Raw genomic sequence first — 18,827 nt, 5'->3', positions numbered from 1 at the left:
ATGCCACGTCATCGGGCCCGCGCTCCCCGGATCAGTCGGCAGCGCGGTCCAGGTGGTGCGCGAGCATGACCGACGTCGCCGTCCCGTCGGGGTCGGGGCCGCGCTGCGCGTACTCCTCGAAGACCGCGCGGACCCGCCCCATCATCTCGGCGCGGTGCTCGTCGTTCAGGCGGACACCGAGCCGCCACACGTCGATCTCGGACGGCTGCAGCCCCTCGATCTCCTGCAGGAACGTCTCGACCAGCACGGGGGCGGAGTTCGGCATGCGCGTCTGCCAGGACAGCCCCGTGGCACGGTACGGGATCTCCTTCGCGCCGCGGTTGCCGGTGCGGGCGTCGTCCGCGGCGAGGAAGCCGGTGGACAGGAGGGTACGCACGTGATGCAGCGAGGTGGCCGGGTTGAGCTCGAGCGTCTCCGCGATCTCCTTGTTGGTCCGCGGCTTGTGCAGGCACAGGCGCAGGATGCGGAGCCGGACAGGGGAGCTGAGCGCCCGGCCGCGCGCCTGGAGGTCCTCGTCGGTGTCCATCTGCCGATCATACGGGACATCCGTCGAGTGATTGACGGTCCCAATCACTGCGTCAGGAGGAGGGCGGGCGCCTCGGGGCACGGCGTGGGGGCGCGGGCGGCACGGCCTTCGCCGCCGTGATGTCGGCCAGCACGACGACGTCGTCGCCCCTGCGCGTCCGCACGGTGCACGTGGTCGCATCCAGCGCCACGAGGTCCCCGAGCGAGTCCGTGAACCCGTCTCCGAGGCGCCGCCGCACCACCACCCGCGTGGTCAGGGGGAGCGAGGCGAGGAGGCCGGCGGGAGTCTGCACCCGTCAAGGGTAGGCCCCCGGCCGGCCGGGCGGGCATCCCGGCGCCGCGTGAGCCGTGGTCCGGCCGCCGGGAGGGGTGCGTTAAGCTGGGAACCGCACCGAGGGTGCGGCAGCCGACCCCGGATTCAACGAAAGGCGTGGGACGTGACCTACGTAATCGCGCAGCCCTGCGTGGACGTCAAGGACAAGGCCTGTATCGAGGAGTGCCCTGTCGACTGCATCTACGAGGGCGAGCGGTCGCTCTACATCCACCCCGACGAGTGCGTGGACTGTGGTGCGTGTGAACCCGTCTGCCCCGTCGAGGCGATCTACTACGAGGACGACACCCCCGAGCAGTGGGCCGAGTACTACAAGGCGAACGTCGAGTTCTTCGACGACCTCGGCTCGCCCGGTGGTGCCGCCAAGGTCGGCAACACGGGCTTCGACCACCCGATCATCGCGGCCCTGCCGCCGCAGAACCAGCCCGCCTAGGTGAGGTCCGGGGAGCCGAAGCCCTTCGGCCTGCAGCTGCCGGACTACCCGTGGGACGCCATGGCGCCCTACCAGGACACCGCGTCGCGGCACGCGGACGGCGTGGTGGACCTGTCCATCGGCACCCCGGTCGACCCGACGCCGGAGCTCATCCGCTCCGCGCTGGCCGCGGCGTCCGATGCGCACGGCTACCCCACCACGCACGGCACGGTGGCCCTCCGCGAGGCGATCAGCAGCTGGTTCGCGCGCCGCAGGGGAGTGCCCGGGCTCGACCCGCTGGACATCCTGCCGACCGTCGGCTCGAAGGAACTGGTCGCATGGCTGCCGCTGCTGCTCGGTCTGGGTGCGGGCGACGTCGTCGTGCGCCCCACGGTCGCCTACCCCACCTACGACATGGGTGCGCACCTCGCGGGTGCCACGCCGGTGCCCGCCGATTCCCTCGCCGACCTCCCGGACGACGTCCGGTCCCGCGTGCGCCTCGTCTGGATCAACTCGCCGGGCAATCCCACGGGTGAGGTCCTCGACGTCGACGCCCTGCGGGCCGTCGTCGACGACGCACGGTCCCTCGGGGCCGTCGTCGCCTCGGACGAGTGCTACGGCGAGCTCGGCTGGGGCCGGTGGGATCCGGCCGAGGGCGGCGAGCCGGTGCCGAGCGTCCTGGACCCGCGGGTCTGCGGGGGGTCCCACGAGCTCCTGCTGGCCGTCTACTCGCTGAGCAAGCAGTCGAACGTCGCCGGGTACCGGGCCGCCTTCACGGCCGGCGACCCCGCGATCATCGCCAACCTCGTGAACTCCCGGAAGCATGCGGGCATGATCGTGCCCCGACCCGTCCAGGAGGCCATGCGCGCGGCCCTCGGGGACGACACGCACGTCGCGGAGCAGAAGGACCGGTACCGACGTCGCCGCGCGCTGCTCGTCCCCGCCCTGGAGGCGGCCGGCTTCACGATCAGCGGATCCGCCGCGGGCCTGTACCTGTGGGCGTCCGACGGCGGTCCCACCTGGGACACCATCGGCTGGCTCGCCGGGCTCGGGATCCTCGCCGGTCCCGGGACGTTCTACGGCGACGCGGGGCAGGGCTTCGTCCGCGTGGCGCTCACGGGCAGCGACGAGCGGGTCGCGGCGGCCGCCGCTCGCCTGGCCGGGGCGGGGCCCCGTAGGGGCGGCCCTCTTGCCCCCGGCGGGGATGGGCAGCAGGATTAGTGCTCAGGGGCCCGCTGACGGTAGCGTTTGTCGCTGAATGTGCTGTTCCTGGAGTGACGTACGTCCTCCTGCGTAGTGATGATTTGTGGCGACGACCTCGCTCCAGCTCCTGAAGGAGAACCAATGACCGAGCACAATGCTGCTTCCCTGCACTACGACGGCGGGAAGCTCAGCCTCCCGCTGGTGCCCGCAGTCGAGGGCAACAACGGCTACGACGTGTCGAAACTGCTGAAGCAGACGGGCCAGGTCACCTTCGACCCCGGCTTCATGAACACCGCGGCCACCACGTCCGCGATCACGTACATCGACGGCGATGCCGGGATCCTGCGCTACCGCGGGTACCCGATCGAGGAGCTCGCGAAGAACTCCAGCTTCCTCGAGGTCTCCTACCTCCTCATCTACGGCAACCTGCCGACCCCTGAGGAGCTGAGCGCGTTCGACGGGCGCATCCGCCGCCACACCCTCCTGCACGAGGAGCTCAAGGGCTTCTTCGGCGGGTTCCCGCGTGACGCGCATCCGATGCCCGTGCTGTCCTCCGCCGTCTCTGCGCTGTCCACGTTCTACCAGGACTCACTGGACCCGTTCGACGACGAGCAGGTGGAACTCTCCACGTTCCGCCTCATGGCGAAGCTGCCCGTCATCGCGGCCTACGCGCACAAGAAGTCCATCGGCCAGCCGATGCTGTACCCGGACAACTCCATGAACCTCGTGGAGAACTTCCTGCGGCTCTCCTTCGGCCTGCCCGCCGAGCCGTACGACCTGGACCCGATGATGGTCAAGGCGCTCGACCTGCTGCTCATCCTGCACGCCGACCACGAGCAGAACTGCTCGACGTCCACCGTGCGCCTCGTGGGCAGCTCCAATGCCAACATGTTCGCCTCCGTCTCGGCCGGCATCAACGCGCTGTTCGGACCGCTGCACGGTGGTGCCAACGAGGCCGTGCTCAACATGCTGCGCGACATCCAGGCCAAGGGCATGCAGCCCGAGGACTTCATGGAGAAGGTCAAGAAGAAGGAAGACGGCGTGAAGCTCATGGGCTTCGGGCACCGCGTCTACAAGAACTACGACCCGCGCGCGAAGATCGTCAAGGCCACCGCCCACGACATCCTCAGCAAGCTCGGCGGCAACGACGAGCTGCTCGACATCGCGATGCGGCTCGAGGAGAAGGCGCTCGCCGACGACTACTTCATCGAGCGGAAGCTGTACCCGAACGTGGACTTCTACACGGGCCTGATCTACAAGGCCATGGGGTTCCCCGAGAAGATGTTCACCGTGCTCTTCGCGATCGGCCGCCTGCCGGGCTGGATCGCCCAGTGGCGCGAGATGATGCAGGATCCGCAGACGAAGATCGGCCGACCCCGCCAGCTGTACACGGGCGAGGCGGAGCGCCACTACCCCGCGCACTGATCCCCGCGCACTGATCCCCGCGTACGACGGCGGCCGCCCACCTCAGGTGGGCGGCCGCCGTCGTACCCGGGCCGGTCTGCGCGGTCGGGTCAGCCGGCCTGCGCGTAGCCCTGCGGGTTGTTCTTCTGCCAGCGCCAGTGGTCCTCGCACATCTCGGCCAGCGTCCGGTTCGCGGACCAGCCGAGGTCGGCGAGCGCGGAGGAGGGGTCGGCGTAGCTCACGGCGGCGTCGCCCGGGCGGCGCGGCGCGAACTCGTAGGGGACGTCCTTGCCCGCGGCTGCCGAGAAGGCGGCGAGGACCTCGAGGACCGAGGATCCGTTGCCGGTGCCGAGGTTCCACGTGTGCACGCCGCCGTGCGCCACGAGGTAGTCCAGAGCGGCCAGGTGGCCCTCGGCGAGATCGACGACGTGGATGTAGTCACGGACGCCGGTCCCGTCCGGTGTCGGGTAGTCGTTGCCGAACACGAGGACCTTCTCGCGCCGGCCCACGGCGACCTGCGCCACGAAGGGCAGGAGGTTGTTCGGGACGCCCGTAGGGTCCTCGCCGATGGTCCCCGAGGCGTGGGCGCCCACGGGGTTGAAGTAGCGCAGCAGCGCGATGTTCCAGCGCGGGTCCGCGGCCCCGAGGTCCGTCAGGATGTCCTCGATCTGCTCCTTGGTGCGTCCGTACGGGTTCACGGCGTCGAGGGGCAGCTTCTCGGTCAGGGGCACTTCCTCCGAGGCGCCGTACACGGTCGCCGACGAGCTGAAGACGAGGGTACGCACACCGGCGTCGTCCATCACGCGCAGCAGGCTCAGCGTGCCGCCGACGTTGTTCGAGTAGTAGTACAGCGGCTTCTCGACCGACTCGCCGACGGCCTTCAGGCCCGCGAAGTGGATGACGGCGTCGACCTGCTCCTCGGCGAAGATGGCCCGCAGCCGGGGCTCGTCGAGGAGGTCGGCCTGGTGGAACGTCGGGGTGCGGCCCGCAAGGGCGGCCACGCGCTCCAGTGACGTCGCCGTGGAGTTGAGCAGGTTGTCGACGACGACGACGTCATGGCCGTGTTCGAGCAGGGTCAGGACGGTGTGCGAGCCGATGTAGCCGCTGCCACCGGTAACGAGGATCTTCATGCTCCCATCCTAGGTCGGCACCGGTGGGGCCCGTCCCGCGCCCCGCCGGTCCCCGACGTCCCTCGGGCCCGCAGCCCGGCACGTGCAGCGGCACGACGATGGCCCGGGCGGGTGCCCGGGCCATCGTCGTGCCTGCTGTGCCCGGAGTGGAGCACCCGGAGCGGAACGGCTCAGAGCGGAGGGGCCCCGACCGTGTCGTACAGGGCGTAGTCGTCGGTGGTGACGGTGCCGTTGCCGAACAGGCTCAGCCCGAAGCTGATCGCGGTGGCGCCGGCGGGCAGGGCCGGGGTGGTGAAGCTCGCCTGCGTGTAGGTGCCCGCGGCGGCGAGCCACGGCCCGGACGTCCAGTACACCCAGTTGCCGGAGGCGTCGCGGTAGTAGAGGGCGAACTGGGTCACGGCCGTCGAGGTGTACCAGGCGCGCACCGAGTAGGTCTTGCCGGCGGTCGCAGCGGGTGCGCACGTGCCGGAGTCCATCGCCGTCAGCATCTTCGCGTCGCCGCTGGAGTAGCCGGTGATGGTGAGGCGCTCCGCCTTGGTGCCGGTGCGTGCCGCAGCCACCGTGCTGAACGCCGGGGTGTTGGCGCCGAAGCCTGCGGACTGCCAGCACTGCGGGAACGCGCCCGTGCCGCCCGTCTCGAGGCCGGGGTTCTTCACGAGGTTGGTCCCGGCAGGCGGGGGCGGCGGCGGTACCACGTTGGCGGTGTCGAACATCTCGTAGTCGTCCGTGGTGAGCGTGCCGTTGCTGAACAGGTTGAGGCCGAAGCTGAGGCCGTTGGCGCCGGCCGGCAGCGGTGGCGTGGTCCAGCTGGCCTTCTGGTAGGTGGTGGTCGCGGCGAACCAGGGGCTGGAGGTCCAGTACTTCCACGAGCCGACACCCGTGCGGTAGTACACGGCGAACTGTGTCGGGGCCGTGGATTTGTACCAGGCGCCGAGGTTGTACGTGCGGCCCGCCGAGGCGGGGGGTGAGCAGCCGCCGAGGTCGAGCGCGGGCAGGAGCTTCGCGTCACCGTCCACGTAGCCGCTGACCACCAGCTGCTGGGCACGGGATCCCGTGCGGCCCGGCCCGACCACGGAGAAGGCGGCCGTGTTGGTGCCGTAGCCCCCGGCGTTCCAGCACTGCGGCACGCCGTTGGTGAGGGTCTCGAGGCTCGGGTTCTTCACGAGGTTCCCGCCGACGGGCGGGGGCGGGACGGCGGGGCCGGAGATCGCGGGCTTCACCGTGCCGCCGACCGCCTGGTCGACGGTCTTGACGGTGGTGGTCGCGGGACGGGTCTTCAGCCATGCGGCGAACTGGTCGAAGAGCGCCGGCGTGACGGCCAGCGGATCGGTCCCGCCGAAGCGGTGGAAGGTGAGCTGGATCCAGCCGCCGGCGGATTCGGCCTGGGTGACGCTGGTCTGCAGGTCGGCGAGGGTCCACGTGTTCTCGACCTGGTCGGGGGCCGCGGTGTTCCACGGGTTGGCGGCCGGGATCGTCTCGGCCAGGGGGCAGGTGGCGCAGCTGAACCGCGTCTTGATGTCGCCGAGGCCGCGGGCTGTGTTGTACCCGCAGTTCTTCGCCGTCGTCTCGAGGGTCGGATTATTGGAGGCGAACGGGTAGGCGAAGCTGGTCACGCGGAAACCCCAGTTGGTGAGGTTGACGCGGTCGTTGCAGATCTGCCGGGTCGCCTCGTCGGCCGGCAGCGTCACCAGGTCGGGGTGGGTCACGGTGTGACCGCCGATCTCGTGGCCCGCCGCGGTGAGCGACCGCAGGTCGGCCAGCGACATGAAGCCCGCCGTGTCCGTGGTCCCGGAATTGACGTAGAAGGTGCCCTTGAGCCCGTACTTGTTCAGCGTCTGGGCCGCGATCAGCTGGTCCGCGTTCCCGTCGTCGAACGTCAGGGACACGACGGTGGGTCCGGCGGCGGAGGCGGCCGGGGGAGCGACCGCCGGACTGACGATGCCGACGGCGAGGGCCAGCAGTGCCGTCACCACCCACACCGCCCATCGGCCCGGAGCCGAGGCTCCGTGCAGCGCTCCGCGGTTCCTCGAGGCGATTGCTGACGAAGTCATGATTGCTGCTCATCTCCGAACTGGGGGATTGCCGGGCGCGCGCCGCCCCGGGGCACCGTCCAACGTACGGGCATGGCCGGGCGAATCCACGCGAGATCACTACCCGTATCCCGTCCGGCACCACCCGTCTGTGGTACGGACGTCCGGCGGCTGCTCCCAGTAGTCCAGGGCCCGGGACCCCGGGGCGCAGGCGGGCCGGCCGGTCGGTGGTGCTGCAGCAACGGCCCGTCGAGTGGCGGTCGGCCTTTGAAGCGTCCTCAGCGCCGGGTCTACTGTAGGAACAGCCTGACTGGTCCTGAAGGAGGCCCATGTCGTATCCCGAAGACGGCGCCAGCGCGTACTTCACCGTGGACACCTCGGAGGTACTCCTCGTGGCGCTCTACCTCAGGGACCGTGCAGGCTTGCGGGGTGTCGGCCTGCCGCCCCTGCCACCCGTGGTCCCCGGCGTCCGGGCCGTCGACACGCGCCGCCTAGCCCGCTCCGGGGAGGCCACGGTGCTCAGGATCGAGTGGGAGGCGTGGTGGCACAGCCTGCTGGCCCACCGGATCAGTACTGCCGTCCTGCCCGTCCCGCCGCTCTTCGAGGCCCTCGACGGCATGGAGTCCCTCAAGTCGCTGCTGCGGGCGCACTTCGGCGCCGCGATGGACTGGGCCGAGGAGCGGTGCGCGGAGTACGCCCTGCACGCCGGCGCGCGGGGGGCCGACAGCATGGAGGGCCTGCTGGCGCGCCTGCTGGAGGAACGCCGCCTCGAACTCGGCCGTGCCGCCCACCGCTTCACCCTGCAGGTCATCGAACTGCCGCTGGGCGTCCGGCGGGCCTGGTGGGTGGAGCCGGACAAGCTGCTCATGTGCCAGGACCTGTTCGACGACGAGCAGGCGTTCCGCAGCTATGTGGAGCCGGTCATCCGGATCCTGGCCTGACCCCCGGGTCCCGCGTCGCGCCTGCCGGGCGGTCAGGGTGTCGCGCCCGCGACGGTGACGGTGAGCGTTCCGGGGGCCGTCGTCGTCGGCGTCCACCCGCCGTCGGACCTGACCCATTCGAGCCCGGAATAGGCCACGGAGGTGACGGAGAGGGCGGAGGCGTGCGCCACGGCCCAGTGCGCGGCCGCCCAGCCGGCGGTGCCGTCGAGCTCCACGGTGAGCCGGTTCCCCTCGACCGTCCCGCCCAGCACGCCGAAGACCTCCTCCGCGGCGCTCGCGACGGCGAGGGGATCGCCCGTGGCGGACGGTTCGCGCAGTGTGCACTCGAGGGCGGCGGGCGAGTGGCCGGTCAGCGCCGAGGCGAACGCGCGGCTCTCGGGCTCGTGGTCCGCGTAGGCGTCCGGGAAGGCGGAGCGCTGGACCGTCTGCGCGGCCACCGTGACGGGCAGCGTCTCGTAGCCCGGCACCTCCACGAGGGCGTCGTAGAACGCGCCCGCGGCGTAGAGCGGCATCATGATCTGCTCCTCGGACCCCCACCCCTGTGACGGGCGCTGCTGGAACAGGCCGCGTGAATCGGGTCCGGCGTCGTCGCCGTAGTCGATGTTCTCCAGCCTCGACTCCTGGATGGCCGTCGCGATGGCGATCGTCGCGGCCCGGGCCGGGAGGCCCCGGCCCACGGCGACGCCGGAGATCAGGGCCGCGTTCGCCGCCTGGGGAGGCGTGAGCTCGAACGTGTCCGCGCCCACGGTGGCGCTGCAGCGCTCACGGACCAACACCTCGCTGTCGTCCAGCTGCCGGACGGCGACGACGGCGCCCCCGACGACGACGGCCGCCAGGGCGGTGAGCATGGCGCCGGTCCGCAGCCGGCGCCTGCGCCGGAGGACGGCGGCGGACGGACCCCGCGGAGCCACGCGCTAGTTGGCGTGCAGGGCGGGGTTGAGGGCGATGCCCTCCCCGGTGCGGGGCCGCGCCTCGACGGCGCCGGTGGCGGAGTTGCGCAGGAACAGGATGCCGGACTCCCCGGACAGGTCCTTGGCCTTGACGAGGGTCCCGTCCTGCAGCGTGACCTTGGTGCCGGCGGTCAGGTAGAGCCCGGCCTCGACCACGCAGTCGTCCCCGAGCGAGATGCCCACGCCCGACTCGGCGCCGAGGAGGCACCGTTCCCCGATGGTGATGCGCTCCTTGCCGCCCCCGGAGAGGGTGCCCATGATGGAGGCGCCGCCGCCCACGTCCGAGCCGTCGCCGACGACGACGCCGGCCGAGATCCGGCCCTCGACCATGGAGTGCCCGAGGGTGCCCGCATTGAAGTTCACGAAGCCCTCGTGCATCACCGTGGTGCCCTCGGCGAGATGCGCGCCCAGGCGCACGCGGTCGGCGTCGGCGATCCGGACGCCCGCCGGCACCACGTAGTCCACCATGCGGGGGAACTTGTCCACGCCGTGCACCAGGACGGGGCCACGGGCGCGCAGGGCCGCGCGGACGGTCTCGAAGTCCTGCACCGGCGCCGGCCCGTGGTTCGTCCACACCACGTTGGGGAGCAGCCCGAAGATGCCGTCGAGGTTGATGGTGTTGGGCTGCACGAGCCTGTGGGAGAGCAGGTGGAGCCGCAGGTACGCGTCCTCGGTGCCGGCCGGGGCGGCATCCGTGTCGATGGTCAGGTCCACGACGCGCTGGCTGACCTTGCGCGCGTTGTCCACCCCGGCCTCGGCGAGGGCTTCCAGCGAGTCGCGCAGCTGGGCGGACGTGCCGTCGTCCCCGCCGACCCACGGCGCGGGGAACCAGGTGTCCAGCACCGTCCCGTCGGAGGCCACCGTGGCCAGGCCGGTACCACCGGCCTGCTGCTGCGCGGAAGAGGGCATGGACGGGCCGGGCAGGGGAGGAGTCATGGTGCCCAGTCTACCGAGCGATAGTGTTGCAGGATGATCCAGACACCCGCCGCCGAGCTCGATCCCGGCTCCGACGTGGCGCTCCTGACCGCCCGGCTCATCGATCTCGAGAGCGTCTCCGGCAACGAGGGGGCCATCGCCGACGCCGTCGAGCAGGCGCTGCGGCGCCTGCACCATCTCGAGGTGGTGCGCGACGGCGACTGCGTCATGGCGCGCACGCGGCTCGGCCGGGCGGAGCGCGTCATCCTCGCCGGTCACCTCGACACCGTGCCGCTGCCGACGGTCCCCGGTTCCCGGGGGACGGTGCCGTCCTCCTGGGACGGCGACGTCCTGTACGGCAGGGGAGCCACGGACATGAAGGGCGGTGTGGCGGTGCAATTGGCGCTCGCGGCAGCGCTCACCGAGCCCACCCGGGACATCACGTTCGTCTTCTACGACCACGAGGAGGTCGAGGCGTCGCTGAGCGGCCTCGGACGGGTCGCCGCCTCCTACCCCGAGTGGCTCGTCGCGGACTTCGCCGTGCTGCTCGAACCCACGGACGGCACCGTGGAGGGCGGGTGCAACGGCACCGCGCGCTTCGACGTGAGCGTGGCGGGCAGGGCCGCCCACTCGGCCCGGGCCTGGCGGGGGGTCAACGCCATCCACGGGGCGGCCGAGATCCTCGTCCGGCTGCGCGACCATGAACCCGCCACCGTCCACGTGGACGGGCTGGACTACCGGGAGAGCCTGAACGCGGTGAAGATCTCCGGCGGCACGGCGGGCAACGTCATCCCGGACAGCACCGTCATCGAGGTGAACTACCGCTTCGCACCGGACAAGACCCCCGAGCAGGCCGAGGCCTACGTGCGGGCGCTGCTCGAGGGGTTCACGGTGGAGCGTACCGACGCCGCGGCCGGGGCGCGGCCCGGGCTGCAGCATCCCGCGGCCGCCGCGTTCGTCGCCGCGGTGGGCGCCGACCCCAAGCCCAAGTACGGCTGGACCGACGTCGCGCGGTTCAGCGCGCTGGGCGTGCCCGCCGTCAACTTCGGCCCGGGCGACGCACTCCTGGCACACACCGACGACGAGCACGTGCACGCGGACGCCGTCCGTGCCTGCCTCGCGGCGATGGTGGCCTGGCTGTCCTGACCGGCCGACCGGGCTCATGACGACGCAGGGCCCGGCAGCTGCCGGGCCCTGCGTCGTTCCTGCCTCCGGCCGACCTCAGGTGGAGGCGGCGTCCATCGCGATGGCTTCCTTCGCCGCGGGCCTGCGGCCCTTCGTCCGGAAGCTCAGGAGCACGGACAGCCGGGTGGCCAGCGTCGAGAGGGCGAAGTTGATGACGATGAAGATCGCCGCGGCGACGAACAGCGACGGGATCACGTTGCCCTCGCCCACGCCGAGCCGCCGCGTGTACTGCAGCAGTTCGGGATAGGTGATGATGAAGCCCAGCGCCGAGTCCTTGAGGATCACCACGAACTGGCTGATCAGGGCCGGCAGCATGGCGATGAGCGCCTGGGGCACCTCGATGTTCCGGAGCGACTGGTTCCGGGTGAGCCCGATCGCCATGCCCGCCTCGCGCTGCCCCTTCGGCAGCCCGTACACGCCCGAGCGCACGAGTTCCGCGATCACGGACCCGTTGTAGAGCGTGAGGGCGACGACGACGGCGATGAGCGGGGCGTCCTGGGGTTTCACGGCGCCGGAGCTGCCGAGTGCCAGCCAGAAGAAGATCATCATGAGGAGCACCGGCACCGCGCGCAGGAACTCGACGACGACGCCCGCGACCCAGCGGATCGGTGCCACGTGGGAGAGCCTGCCGACACCGAAGACCAGCCCGAAGACCACCGAGGTGACGATCGCGATCCCGGCCGCCTTCAGGGTGTTGACGAGGCCGGGCAGGATGAAGAACTCCCAGGTCCGCGACTCGAGGAACGGCGTCCACATGCTCGCGGCGAGCTGCCCCTTGCCGGCCAGCGCGGAGACGACCCACGCGAGGATGCCGAGGACGATCAGCCCGCCGATGATGTTGCCGATCATGATGTTCCTGCGCGCGCGGGGTCCCGGCGCGTCGAACAGGACCTGCTGCGCGCTCATCGTGCCACCGCCAGTTTCCGTGAGGCCCAGGTGGTCAGCAGTCCGATCGGGATCACGAGGATCACGAACCCCAGGGCGAAGGTGAGGAAGATCGGGATCACGAGGTCCGAGCGGAACTCGATCATGGTCTTCATGAGGCCCGAGGCCTCGGCGGCCACGGAACCGGCGGCCGCGACGGTCGAGTTCTTGATGAGCGCGATCAGCACGTTGCCGAGCGGGGCGATGGCACCCCGGAAGGCCTGCGGCAGGATGATGAGCCGCGCCGCCGGCAGGAAGCTGAGGCCGATGGCCCGCGCGGCCTCCGCCTGTCCGAGGGGGACCGTGTTGACGCCGCTGCGGATCGCCTCGCACACGAAGGCCGCGTGGTAGACCGCGAGGCCCACGATCGCGATCCTGAACAGGCTGACGTCGAGCTCACCGGCGAGGTTGATCTGCATGACGGAGAACAGTCCGAGGAACCCGAAGGCGAGGATGATCGTCAGCGGCGTGTTCCGGAAGATGTTGACGTAGGCCGCTCCGAACCACTGGAGGCTCGGGATGGGGGAGATGCGGAACAGGGCCAGCACCGTGCCGATCGCGAGGGCCCAGAGGGCGGCCCAGAAGGACAGCTGGATGTTGATCCAGAAGGCTGCGGGCACGTCGTAGGTCTCGAACAGCGACAGGTAGTTCTCCACGGTTCACCTCTTTCCTGGTGGGAACATGGCATTGGTGGGGTGGTCCGCACGGACCACCCCACCAACGGGAGCGATGCTAGGCGCAGGGCGCCGGGGTGGGCGGGTTCAGCTCTGCGTTGAAGGTGTAGTCGGCACCCTCGGTGTTGCGGGTGATGGCCTCTTCCCAGTCACCGTCGTCGATCATCTTGGTGATGGCGGCGTTGATGTCCTCGCAGCGCTCGCTGCCCTTGGGCAGGCCGACGCCGTAGTTCTCCTCGGAGAACGTGTTGCCGACGACCTTGAACTTGCCGGCGTTGGCTTCCTGCGCCGCCAGGCCGGCGAGGATGATGTCGTCGGTGGTGACCGCGTCGATCTGGCCGCCGCCCATCGCCGTGACGCACTCGGCGTAGCCCGGCTGCTCGACGAGCTGGACACCGGGGTACTGGTCCTTGATCTTCTGCGCGGACGTGGAGCCGGTGACCGAGCAGAGGTTCTTGCCCTCCAGGTCCTCGGGGCCCGCGATGTCGCTGTCCGTGGGGACGAGGAGGTCCTGGCCGGCCACGAAGTACGGTCCGGCGAAGTCGACGGTCTCCTTGCGCGTGTCGGTGATGGAGTAGGTCGCGAAGATCATGTCCACCTGCTCGTTGGACAGGAGGTTCTCACGGTTGGCCGAGGGTGCCTCGACCCACTCGATGTTCTCCTCGCTGACGCCGAGCTCGCCCGCCACGTACTTCGCGACGTCGACGTCGAAGCCGGAGTACGAGCCGCCCTCGTCGTAGCCGAGGCCGGGCTGGTCGAACTTGATGCCGATGCGGAGGCTCTCGCCGCCGCCCTCCGCGCTGCTGCCGCTACCGCTCTCGGCGCTGTCGCCGCCGCCACAGGCGGACAGGGTCAGTGCGGCCACAGCAGCCACGGCGGCTGCTGCGTATCGGGTCTTCTGCATGGGTTCTCCTTGGTGTGCGGCCTCGCGAGGCCCTCGTGGATCGGGTGGGTGGGGGTGGTCAGTGCGAGAGGATCTTGCCGAGGAAGTCCCGGGCGCGCTCGCTCTGCGGGTTCGTGAAGAACTCCTCGGGTGTGGCCTGCTCCACGATCTGGCCGTCGGCCATGAAGATGACGCGATCGGCGGCCCGGCGGGCGAAGCCCATCTCATGGGTCACCACGATCATGGTCATGCCCTCCTTGGCGAGCGACACCATCGCGTCGAGGACCTCGTTGATCATCTCCGGATCCAGCGCGGAGGTGGGCTCGTCGAACAGCATGACCTTCGGCTGCATCGCGAGGGCCCGGGCGATCGCCACGCGCTGCTGCTGGCCGCCGGACAGCTGGGCCGGGAGCTTCTGCGCCTGGTTGTCGACACCGACCCGCTTCAGCAGGGACATCGCCAGGTCCTTCGCCTCGCTGCCCTTCATGCCCTTGACCTTGACCGGGCCGAGGGTGACGTTCTCGAGGATGGACTTGTGCGCGAAGAGGTTGAAGGACTGGAAGACCATCCCTACGTCGGCGCGCAGCTTCGCGAGGGCCTTGCCTTCCGCGGGCAGCACCTTGCCGTCGATCGTGATCTCCCCGTCGTCGATGGTCTCGAGGCGGTTGATCGCGCGGCAGAGGGTCGACTTCCCGGACCCGGACGGGCCGATCACGACGACGACCTCGCCGCGCGCGACCTCCAGGTCGATGTCGCGCAGGACGTGCAGGTCCCCGAAGTGCTTGTTGACGCGCTTGAGGGAGACGAGAGGGCCTCCGGTGGACGCGGACGGAGCCGGTCGCGGTTCACTTGTCATGGGAGAAATCTAGCGAACTATTCCTTCGCGGCAATACACCCCGGCGCAAAGGCGGCGATCGTGATTCAAGAGCAATCAAAGCCCGCACGCCTCCCGCGTTGGTTAGCCTAGGAAAATGTCTCCTTCCCAGCACCCCTCCGCCGGCGACGACGCACGGCTCCCCGCGCAGCCCGACGACGGTCGGGCAGCATCCGCTGCGCCTGCGGCGGCAGGGTCCAACGGCTCGTCCCGCCCTCGTCGGGAGGGATCGGCCGAGAGGCCTGCGACGCGGCGCAAAGGGTCCGTGGAGTTGAGGCGCGGCCAGGCGACGGTGCCGCAGGCGGACAAGATGCTCCTGGATGCGGACGACTCCGGAGGATTCACCCGCACCGACCCGTGGCGTGTCCTGCGCATCCAGAGCGAGTTCGTCGAGGGATTCGGCACGCTCGCCGATCTCGGGCCCGCCATCAGCGTCTTCGGATCCGCACGCACGGCACGCGACTCGTCCTTCTACGCCATCGGCGAGGAGGTGGGCCGGAGGCTCGTCGGGTCCGGCTTCGCCGTCATCACCGGCGGAGGTCCGGGCGCCATGGAGGCGGCCAACAAGGGGGCCTGCGAGGCGGGCGGTACCTCCGTGGGCCTGGGGATCGAGCTGCCCTTCGAGCAGGGCATGAACGAGTGGGTGGACCTCGGCATCAACTTCCGGTACTTCTTCGCCCGCAAGACGATGTTCGTGAAGTACGCGAGCGGCTTCGTCGTGCTGCCGGGCGGTTTCGGCACCCTGGACGAACTGTTCGAGGCGATGACCCTCGTGCAGACGGGCAAGGTCACGTCCTTCCCGATCGTGCTCGTCGGCGTCGCGTACTGGCAGCCTCTGCTCGACTGGATCCACGGCACGCTGCTGGCCGAGGGGACCATCTCCGAGAAGGACCTCTCGCTGCTGCAGCTCGTCGAGACGGCCGAGGAGGCCGTTCGGATCGTCGCCGCCTCGGCCGGGCACGACCACCCCGCCTGAGCCGCAGCGTCCCGGATCCCGGAGCCGGAGCCGGCCGCCGGGTCGACTCTGGCACCATTGCGGTGTGACTATCTTCCTGGTGATCCTCGCCATCCTGCTGGTCGGCGGGACCGCCGTCCTCGCCTCGGGTCGACCGCTGCCCGCCTCCTTCCGGCGCCTCGCGGTGGGCATGCGGGCGGGGTCCGCCGGCGGGTCCGGGCCGGTCGTGTCCGCCGGGCCGGAGGAACTCGCGGCACGCCGGGACGGGCTCGGCCTCGTGGAGCCCGTGGCCTCCCTCCCGCCCGTCCTGCTGCCGGAGAGCCCCTCGGCGCAGGACGTCGACGCCGTCCGCTTCGGCCTCGGGCTCCGCGGATACCGCATGGACCAGGTGGACGAGGTCCTCGACCGGCTGGCCGGGGCGCTCGACGAGCGGGACGCCGTGATCGCAGGGCTTCGCTCGCAGCTCGCCGGGCGGGATGCAGGGCGGGATACAGGGCGCGATGCACGGCGGGATGCAGGGCGCGATGCACGGAGGGATGCAGAACAGGAGACCGGACAGCGCGCCGGGCAGCGCGCCGGGCAGGACACGGGATGGTGAGCGGCGCGGTCCCGGGCTCGGACGGCCGCCTGCGTTGCGGCTGGGCGGTCGCCAGTGCGGACTACGAGCGGTATCACGACGAGGAATGGGGCCGGCCGGTCGAGGGTGAGGCGGCGCTCTTCGAGCGGCTGAGCCTCGAGGCCTTCCAGTCCGGGCTGAGCTGGATCACGATCCTGCGCAAGCGGGACGCCTTCCGCCGTGCCTTCGCCGGCTTCGACCCGGTGGCCGTCGCGGCGTTCGGGCCCGACGACGTCGAGCGGCTCCTGGCGGATCCGGGCATCGTCCGGAACCGTCAGAAGATCGAGGCCACGATCGCCAATGCGCGGGCACTGCTCACCCTTCCGGAGGGCACCACGCTCGCGTCCGTCCTCGAGGACCACCGGCCGCCGCCGCGCCCGGCGCCCGCCGACCTCTCGGAGGTCCCCGCCATCACCGCCGAGAGCACGGCCCTGGCCCGCGAGCTGAAGCGGCTCGGCCTCCGCTTCGTCGGCCCCACGACGGCATACGCGATGCTGCAGGCCACGGGCTACGCCGACGACCACCTCCGCGGCTGCTGGGTCCGCTCCGGCCGCGACGCCGGGGCGCCGGCGATCGCCGGCGGCGGTCCACCGTCGTGAGCCGCATCGGCGCGGCCAGGACCCGCCGGACGCCGTCCCCTGCGTCCTCCTCCGCCCTGGCGGCCAGGCTCTCCGCCGTGCACTGGTCCCTGCAGGTGCTGGCAGTCTTCCTCGCCGGCCGCCTCGTCTCCACCGCGATCCTCCTGGTCGCCGCCGCACGCCAGGGCCCGAGCCCGTGGTCCGGCGCGGCCCCCGGCTACGGCACGTTCATCAACTACTGGGACAGCGGCTGGTACGAGCGCATCTTCACGGAGGGCTACCCGTCCGAGCTGCCCCGGGACGACGCGGGCGTCGTCAGCCACAACCAGTGGGCGTTCTACCCCCTCTTCCCGACACTGGTCCGGCTCCTCGACGCCGGCACCGACCTCGGCTGGGGGATCCTCGCGCCCGTGGTCGCGGTCGCGGCCGCGGCGGGGGCCTCCCTCGTGCTCTACCGGCTCTTCCGTCTCCGCGCCGCCCACCGGAGCGCGCTCGCGGGGGTCGCCGTCGTGTCCTTCGCCCCCGTGGCCGTGATCCTCCAGGTGCCGTACGCGGAGTCGCTGCACCTGCTGCTGCTCTCCTCCTCGCTCTACCTCGTGGCGACACGGCGCTACTACGCGGCGATGCCCGTCGTCGTGCTGATGTGCCTGGCACGGCCGGCGGGGGTGCCGTTCGCGATCGCGGTGGGCATCCTGTTCGTCGCGGCCCTCTGGTCCGCCCGCCGCCCGGGGGCGGACCCGGCGCTCCGGCGGGCGGTGCTCCCGCTCTTCCTGCTCGGCGTCGTCTCGTCCCTCGCCGCCGTCGCCTGGCCCGGGATCGCCTGGGCGGTCACGGGGCAGCGCGACGCCTACGTGGCCACCGAGACGGCCTGGCGCGGCGAGCCGCTCGCCCCGTTCGTCCCGTGGTTCGACGCGCCCGCCGCCGTGCTCGGCCCGGCGGCCGCGGTCCTCGTCGTCACGGCCCTCGTGATCGGGGTCGCCGCGCTCTTCCTGACGCCGGCGGTGCGCTCCCTCGGGCTGGTGGCCGGCGCCTGGTGCGCCGGGTACCTGCTGTACCTCGCCGCCTTCTGGGACCCGCAGTCCAGTACGTGGCGCATCCTGACGCCGCTGTTCCCGCTCGCCCTCGCGGTCGCGACCGTCGGCCGGGGCCGCATCCTCTGGGTGGTGCTGCCGGTCTCCCTGGTGCTCCAGTTCCTCTGGGTGGACCGGCTGTGGGGCTGGACGCCCACCGGGCCGGACGGGGATTATCCACCCTGAGTGTGATCCACGCCGCACCCGAATTAGCAGGAGCAGCACTTGTGCTGAATAATGATGGTGATGACGTGCACCGCCGGACCCTTCATCGGATGCCGGATCGGGGCACTGTTTACTGTCGCGCTACCGCTGGTCGCGGTCGCGCCCTGTTGAAAGGGACACCCCCATGGCTGCCATGAAACCGCGAACCGGCGATGGACCGATGGAAGTCACCAAGGAGGGGCGCAGCCTCATCATGCGGGTGCCGATCGACGGCGGCGGCCGCCTCGTCGTCGAGCTGAACGCCGAAGAGGCGGGCAAGCTCAAGGACTGCCTGCTCACCGCCACCAACTAGGCAGCGCGCTCAGGCGCGCTGCTTGACCGCCAGGAGGAGTCCGGTCCCGGTCGGCAGGAGCGCCGACACGAGTGCCTCGTTCTCCCGGATCGTCCTCCCGATCTGTCGCAGCGTGTTGGTCGACTGCTCGCGCACGGCCGGCTCCGCCACGCGGTCCTGGTCCAGCGCGTCGTTGACGATCAGGATGCCGCCGTCCTTCAGCAGGCGCGTGGCCTGTTCCACGTACGCGGGTAGGCCCGGCTTGTCCGCGTCGATGAACACCAGGTCGTAGGCCCGGTCGGTGAGCCGCGGCAGTACGTCCGCGGCGCGCCCGGAGATGGTCCGCGTACGGTTCGAGGGGATCCCCGCCTCCGCGTAGGCCTCACGCGCTGCGCGCAGGTGATCGACGTCGGAGTCGATGGTCGTCAGCACGGCGTTGCGGCCGAGCCCCCGCAGCAGGCATACGCCCGAGACCCCTGCGCCGGCGCCGACCTCCACGGCGGTGGTGGCCTTCGAAGCGGCCGCGAGCACCGTGAGGGCAGCGCCGACCGCGGGCGTCACGGGCGCGACACCGAGCTCGTGGGACCGGTCACGTGCGCGGAGCAGCACGTCGTCCTCGTCCGGGAGTCCTTCCGTGTAGGACCAGCTGCTGTGTTTGTCGGCGGCCATGGGCGTCCGTCCTGTCGTTCGCGGGAATCGTGCGGGCTGTGGTGCGGGAAGTGGTGCGGGCT

General features: G+C 70.9%; 21 protein-coding genes. 10 read left to right on the top strand and 11 right to left on the bottom strand.

All coding sequences use genetic code 11. The annotated features are described in order from the left end of the window. Window positions 1-31: 31 nt before the first annotated feature. Together V6S67_RS12525 and V6S67_RS12520 are read right to left on the bottom strand one after the other, a co-directional pair. The gene (locus tag V6S67_RS12525) at window positions 32-526 is read right to left on the bottom strand and encodes an ArsR/SmtB family transcription factor (RefSeq protein ID WP_334210553.1); all 495 of its coding nucleotides are present in this window, start codon (window positions 524-526) and stop codon (window positions 32-34) included. A 52-nt stretch (window positions 527-578) separates the two neighbouring features. Next, window positions 579-818, bottom strand: coding sequence for a putative acetyltransferase (locus tag V6S67_RS12520; RefSeq protein ID WP_334210552.1), 240 nt, complete (start codon window positions 816-818; stop codon window positions 579-581). A 144-nt stretch (window positions 819-962) separates the two neighbouring features. On the opposite strand from V6S67_RS12520, the gene fdxA reads away from it, so the two are divergent. From fdxA to V6S67_RS12505, 3 genes are all read left to right on the top strand, one after another. Next, window positions 963-1,289, top strand: coding sequence for a ferredoxin (gene fdxA, locus V6S67_RS12515; RefSeq protein ID WP_049829022.1), 327 nt, complete (start codon window positions 963-965; stop codon window positions 1,287-1,289). After that, on the top strand, window positions 1,290-2,489 hold the full coding sequence (gene dapC, locus V6S67_RS12510) for a succinyldiaminopimelate transaminase (protein WP_334210551.1): 1,200 nt from the start codon (window positions 1,290-1,292) through the stop codon (window positions 2,487-2,489). Between the two features lie 123 nt (window positions 2,490-2,612). Further along, a complete protein-coding gene (locus V6S67_RS12505; RefSeq protein WP_334210550.1) occupies window positions 2,613-3,896 on the top strand; it encodes a citrate synthase in 1,284 nt (427 codons plus the stop codon). Between the two features lie 89 nt (window positions 3,897-3,985). On the opposite strand, the gene galE is transcribed toward V6S67_RS12505, so the two are convergent. Both galE and V6S67_RS12495 read right to left on the bottom strand, forming a co-directional pair. Then, the gene (gene galE, locus V6S67_RS12500; RefSeq protein ID WP_334210549.1) at window positions 3,986-5,005 is read right to left on the bottom strand and encodes a UDP-glucose 4-epimerase GalE; all 1,020 of its coding nucleotides are present in this window, start codon (window positions 5,003-5,005) and stop codon (window positions 3,986-3,988) included. A gap of 170 nt (window positions 5,006-5,175) precedes the next feature. Next, complete coding sequence (locus tag V6S67_RS12495; protein ID WP_334210548.1) at window positions 5,176-7,056, bottom strand: polysaccharide deacetylase family protein; 1,881 nt, start codon at window positions 7,054-7,056, stop codon at window positions 5,176-5,178. Window positions 7,057-7,364: 308 nt separating this feature from the next. Here V6S67_RS12495 and V6S67_RS12490 point away from each other — a divergent pair, with 308 nt between their 5' ends. Further along, window positions 7,365-7,976, top strand: coding sequence for a hypothetical protein (locus V6S67_RS12490; protein ID WP_334210547.1), 612 nt, complete (start codon window positions 7,365-7,367; stop codon window positions 7,974-7,976). Between the two features lie 32 nt (window positions 7,977-8,008). Here V6S67_RS12490 and V6S67_RS12485 read toward each other — a convergent pair whose 3' ends face one another. Together V6S67_RS12485 and dapD are read right to left on the bottom strand one after the other, a co-directional pair. After that, a complete protein-coding gene (locus tag V6S67_RS12485; protein ID WP_334211592.1) occupies window positions 8,009-8,824 on the bottom strand; it encodes a hypothetical protein in 816 nt (271 codons plus the stop codon). Between the two features lie 66 nt (window positions 8,825-8,890). Continuing rightward, window positions 8,891-9,835 (bottom strand): 2,3,4,5-tetrahydropyridine-2,6-dicarboxylate N-succinyltransferase, encoded by a 945-nt coding sequence (dapD, locus tag V6S67_RS12480; RefSeq protein ID WP_442884882.1) that lies wholly within the window; start codon window positions 9,833-9,835, stop codon window positions 8,891-8,893. Window positions 9,836-9,895: 60 nt separating this feature from the next. On the opposite strand from dapD, the gene dapE reads away from it, so the two are divergent. Then, complete coding sequence (gene dapE / locus V6S67_RS12475) at window positions 9,896-10,987, top strand: succinyl-diaminopimelate desuccinylase (RefSeq protein WP_334210545.1); 1,092 nt, start codon at window positions 9,896-9,898, stop codon at window positions 10,985-10,987. 75 nt (window positions 10,988-11,062) lie between these two features. Here the strand turns inward: dapE and V6S67_RS12470 are convergent, their stop codons facing one another. The 4 genes from V6S67_RS12470 to V6S67_RS12455 all read right to left on the bottom strand — a co-directional run bounded on the left by V6S67_RS12470 (window position 11,063) and on the right by V6S67_RS12455 (window position 14,363). Next, on the bottom strand, window positions 11,063-11,932 hold the full coding sequence (locus V6S67_RS12470; RefSeq protein ID WP_334210544.1) for an amino acid ABC transporter permease: 870 nt from the start codon (window positions 11,930-11,932) through the stop codon (window positions 11,063-11,065). Beyond that, window positions 11,929-12,606: an amino acid ABC transporter permease gene (locus V6S67_RS12465; RefSeq protein ID WP_334210543.1), complete on the bottom strand. Its 678-nt coding sequence runs from the start codon at window positions 12,604-12,606 to the stop codon at window positions 11,929-11,931. The genes V6S67_RS12470 and V6S67_RS12465 overlap by 4 nt, the downstream gene beginning before the upstream one ends. 76 nt (window positions 12,607-12,682) lie before the next feature. Next, window positions 12,683-13,528: a glutamate ABC transporter substrate-binding protein gene (locus tag V6S67_RS12460; RefSeq protein ID WP_334210542.1), complete on the bottom strand. Its 846-nt coding sequence runs from the start codon at window positions 13,526-13,528 to the stop codon at window positions 12,683-12,685. A 58-nt stretch (window positions 13,529-13,586) separates the two neighbouring features. Continuing rightward, window positions 13,587-14,363, bottom strand: a complete 777-nt coding sequence (locus tag V6S67_RS12455; protein WP_334210541.1) for an amino acid ABC transporter ATP-binding protein — start codon at window positions 14,361-14,363, stop codon at window positions 13,587-13,589. A 115-nt stretch (window positions 14,364-14,478) separates the two neighbouring features. Between V6S67_RS12455 and V6S67_RS12450 the strand changes: the two genes are divergently transcribed. The 5 genes from V6S67_RS12450 to V6S67_RS12430 all read left to right on the top strand — a co-directional run bounded on the left by V6S67_RS12450 (window position 14,479) and on the right by V6S67_RS12430 (window position 18,117). Further along, the gene (locus tag V6S67_RS12450; protein WP_334210540.1) at window positions 14,479-15,357 is read left to right on the top strand and encodes a TIGR00730 family Rossman fold protein; all 879 of its coding nucleotides are present in this window, start codon (window positions 14,479-14,481) and stop codon (window positions 15,355-15,357) included. Window positions 15,358-15,421: 64 nt separating this feature from the next. Then, a complete protein-coding gene (locus V6S67_RS12445; protein WP_334210539.1) occupies window positions 15,422-15,934 on the top strand; it encodes a DivIVA domain-containing protein in 513 nt (170 codons plus the stop codon). After that, entirely contained in the window at window positions 15,928-16,551 is a 624-nt protein-coding gene (locus V6S67_RS12440; protein ID WP_334210538.1) for a DNA-3-methyladenine glycosylase I, read from the top strand. Before V6S67_RS12445 ends, V6S67_RS12440 begins: the two co-directional genes overlap by 7 nt. Next, window positions 16,548-17,786, top strand: coding sequence for a hypothetical protein (locus V6S67_RS12435; RefSeq protein WP_334210537.1), 1,239 nt, complete (start codon window positions 16,548-16,550; stop codon window positions 17,784-17,786). Before V6S67_RS12440 ends, V6S67_RS12435 begins: the two co-directional genes overlap by 4 nt. 163 nt (window positions 17,787-17,949) lie before the next feature. Then, window positions 17,950-18,117, top strand: coding sequence for a DUF3117 domain-containing protein (locus V6S67_RS12430; protein ID WP_104049533.1), 168 nt, complete (start codon window positions 17,950-17,952; stop codon window positions 18,115-18,117). A gap of 9 nt (window positions 18,118-18,126) precedes the next feature. On the opposite strand, the gene V6S67_RS12425 is transcribed toward V6S67_RS12430, so the two are convergent. After that, window positions 18,127-18,765: an O-methyltransferase gene (locus V6S67_RS12425; protein ID WP_334210536.1), complete on the bottom strand. Its 639-nt coding sequence runs from the start codon at window positions 18,763-18,765 to the stop codon at window positions 18,127-18,129. Window positions 18,766-18,827 lie beyond the last annotated feature (62 nt).

Origin of the sequence: Arthrobacter sp. Soc17.1.1.1 (assembly GCF_036867195.1) — a bacterium.
Classification (GTDB): Bacteria; Actinomycetota; Actinomycetes; order Actinomycetales; family Micrococcaceae; genus Arthrobacter_D.
The sequence above is the reverse complement of the archived record's forward strand: the minus strand, read 5'-3'. Positions and strand labels throughout refer to the sequence as shown.

What these genes read in the sequence shown, in the direction of transcription:
- V6S67_RS12525 (WP_334210553.1), bottom strand. Translation starts at nt 526, where the DNA reads ATGGACACCGACGAGGACCTCCAGGCGCGCGGCCGGGCGCTCAGCTCC.
- V6S67_RS12505 (WP_334210550.1), top strand. Translation starts at nt 2,613, where the DNA reads ATGACCGAGCACAATGCTGCTTCCCTGCACTACGACGGCGGGAAGCTC.
- galE (WP_334210549.1), bottom strand. Translation starts at nt 5,005, where the DNA reads ATGAAGATCCTCGTTACCGGTGGCAGCGGCTACATCGGCTCGCACACC.
- V6S67_RS12495 (WP_334210548.1), bottom strand. Translation starts at nt 7,056, where the DNA reads ATGACTTCGTCAGCAATCGCCTCGAGGAACCGCGGAGCGCTGCACGGA.
- V6S67_RS12490 (WP_334210547.1), top strand. Translation starts at nt 7,365, where the DNA reads ATGTCGTATCCCGAAGACGGCGCCAGCGCGTACTTCACCGTGGACACC.
- V6S67_RS12485 (WP_334211592.1), bottom strand. Translation starts at nt 8,824, where the DNA reads ATGCTCACCGCCCTGGCGGCCGTCGTCGTCGGGGGCGCCGTCGTCGCC.
- dapD (WP_442884882.1), bottom strand. Translation starts at nt 9,835, where the DNA reads ATGCCCTCTTCCGCGCAGCAGCAGGCCGGTGGTACCGGCCTGGCCACG.
- dapE (WP_334210545.1), top strand. Translation starts at nt 9,896, where the DNA reads ATGATCCAGACACCCGCCGCCGAGCTCGATCCCGGCTCCGACGTGGCG.
- V6S67_RS12470 (WP_334210544.1), bottom strand. Translation starts at nt 11,932, where the DNA reads ATGAGCGCGCAGCAGGTCCTGTTCGACGCGCCGGGACCCCGCGCGCGC.
- V6S67_RS12460 (WP_334210542.1), bottom strand. Translation starts at nt 13,528, where the DNA reads ATGCAGAAGACCCGATACGCAGCAGCCGCCGTGGCTGCTGTGGCCGCA.
- V6S67_RS12455 (WP_334210541.1), bottom strand. Translation starts at nt 14,363, where the DNA reads ATGACAAGTGAACCGCGACCGGCTCCGTCCGCGTCCACCGGAGGCCCT.
- V6S67_RS12450 (WP_334210540.1), top strand. Translation starts at nt 14,479, where the DNA reads ATGTCTCCTTCCCAGCACCCCTCCGCCGGCGACGACGCACGGCTCCCC.
- V6S67_RS12440 (WP_334210538.1), top strand. Translation starts at nt 15,928, where the DNA reads ATGGTGAGCGGCGCGGTCCCGGGCTCGGACGGCCGCCTGCGTTGCGGC.
- V6S67_RS12430 (WP_104049533.1), top strand. Translation starts at nt 17,950, where the DNA reads ATGGCTGCCATGAAACCGCGAACCGGCGATGGACCGATGGAAGTCACC.
- V6S67_RS12425 (WP_334210536.1), bottom strand. Translation starts at nt 18,765, where the DNA reads ATGGCCGCCGACAAACACAGCAGCTGGTCCTACACGGAAGGACTCCCG.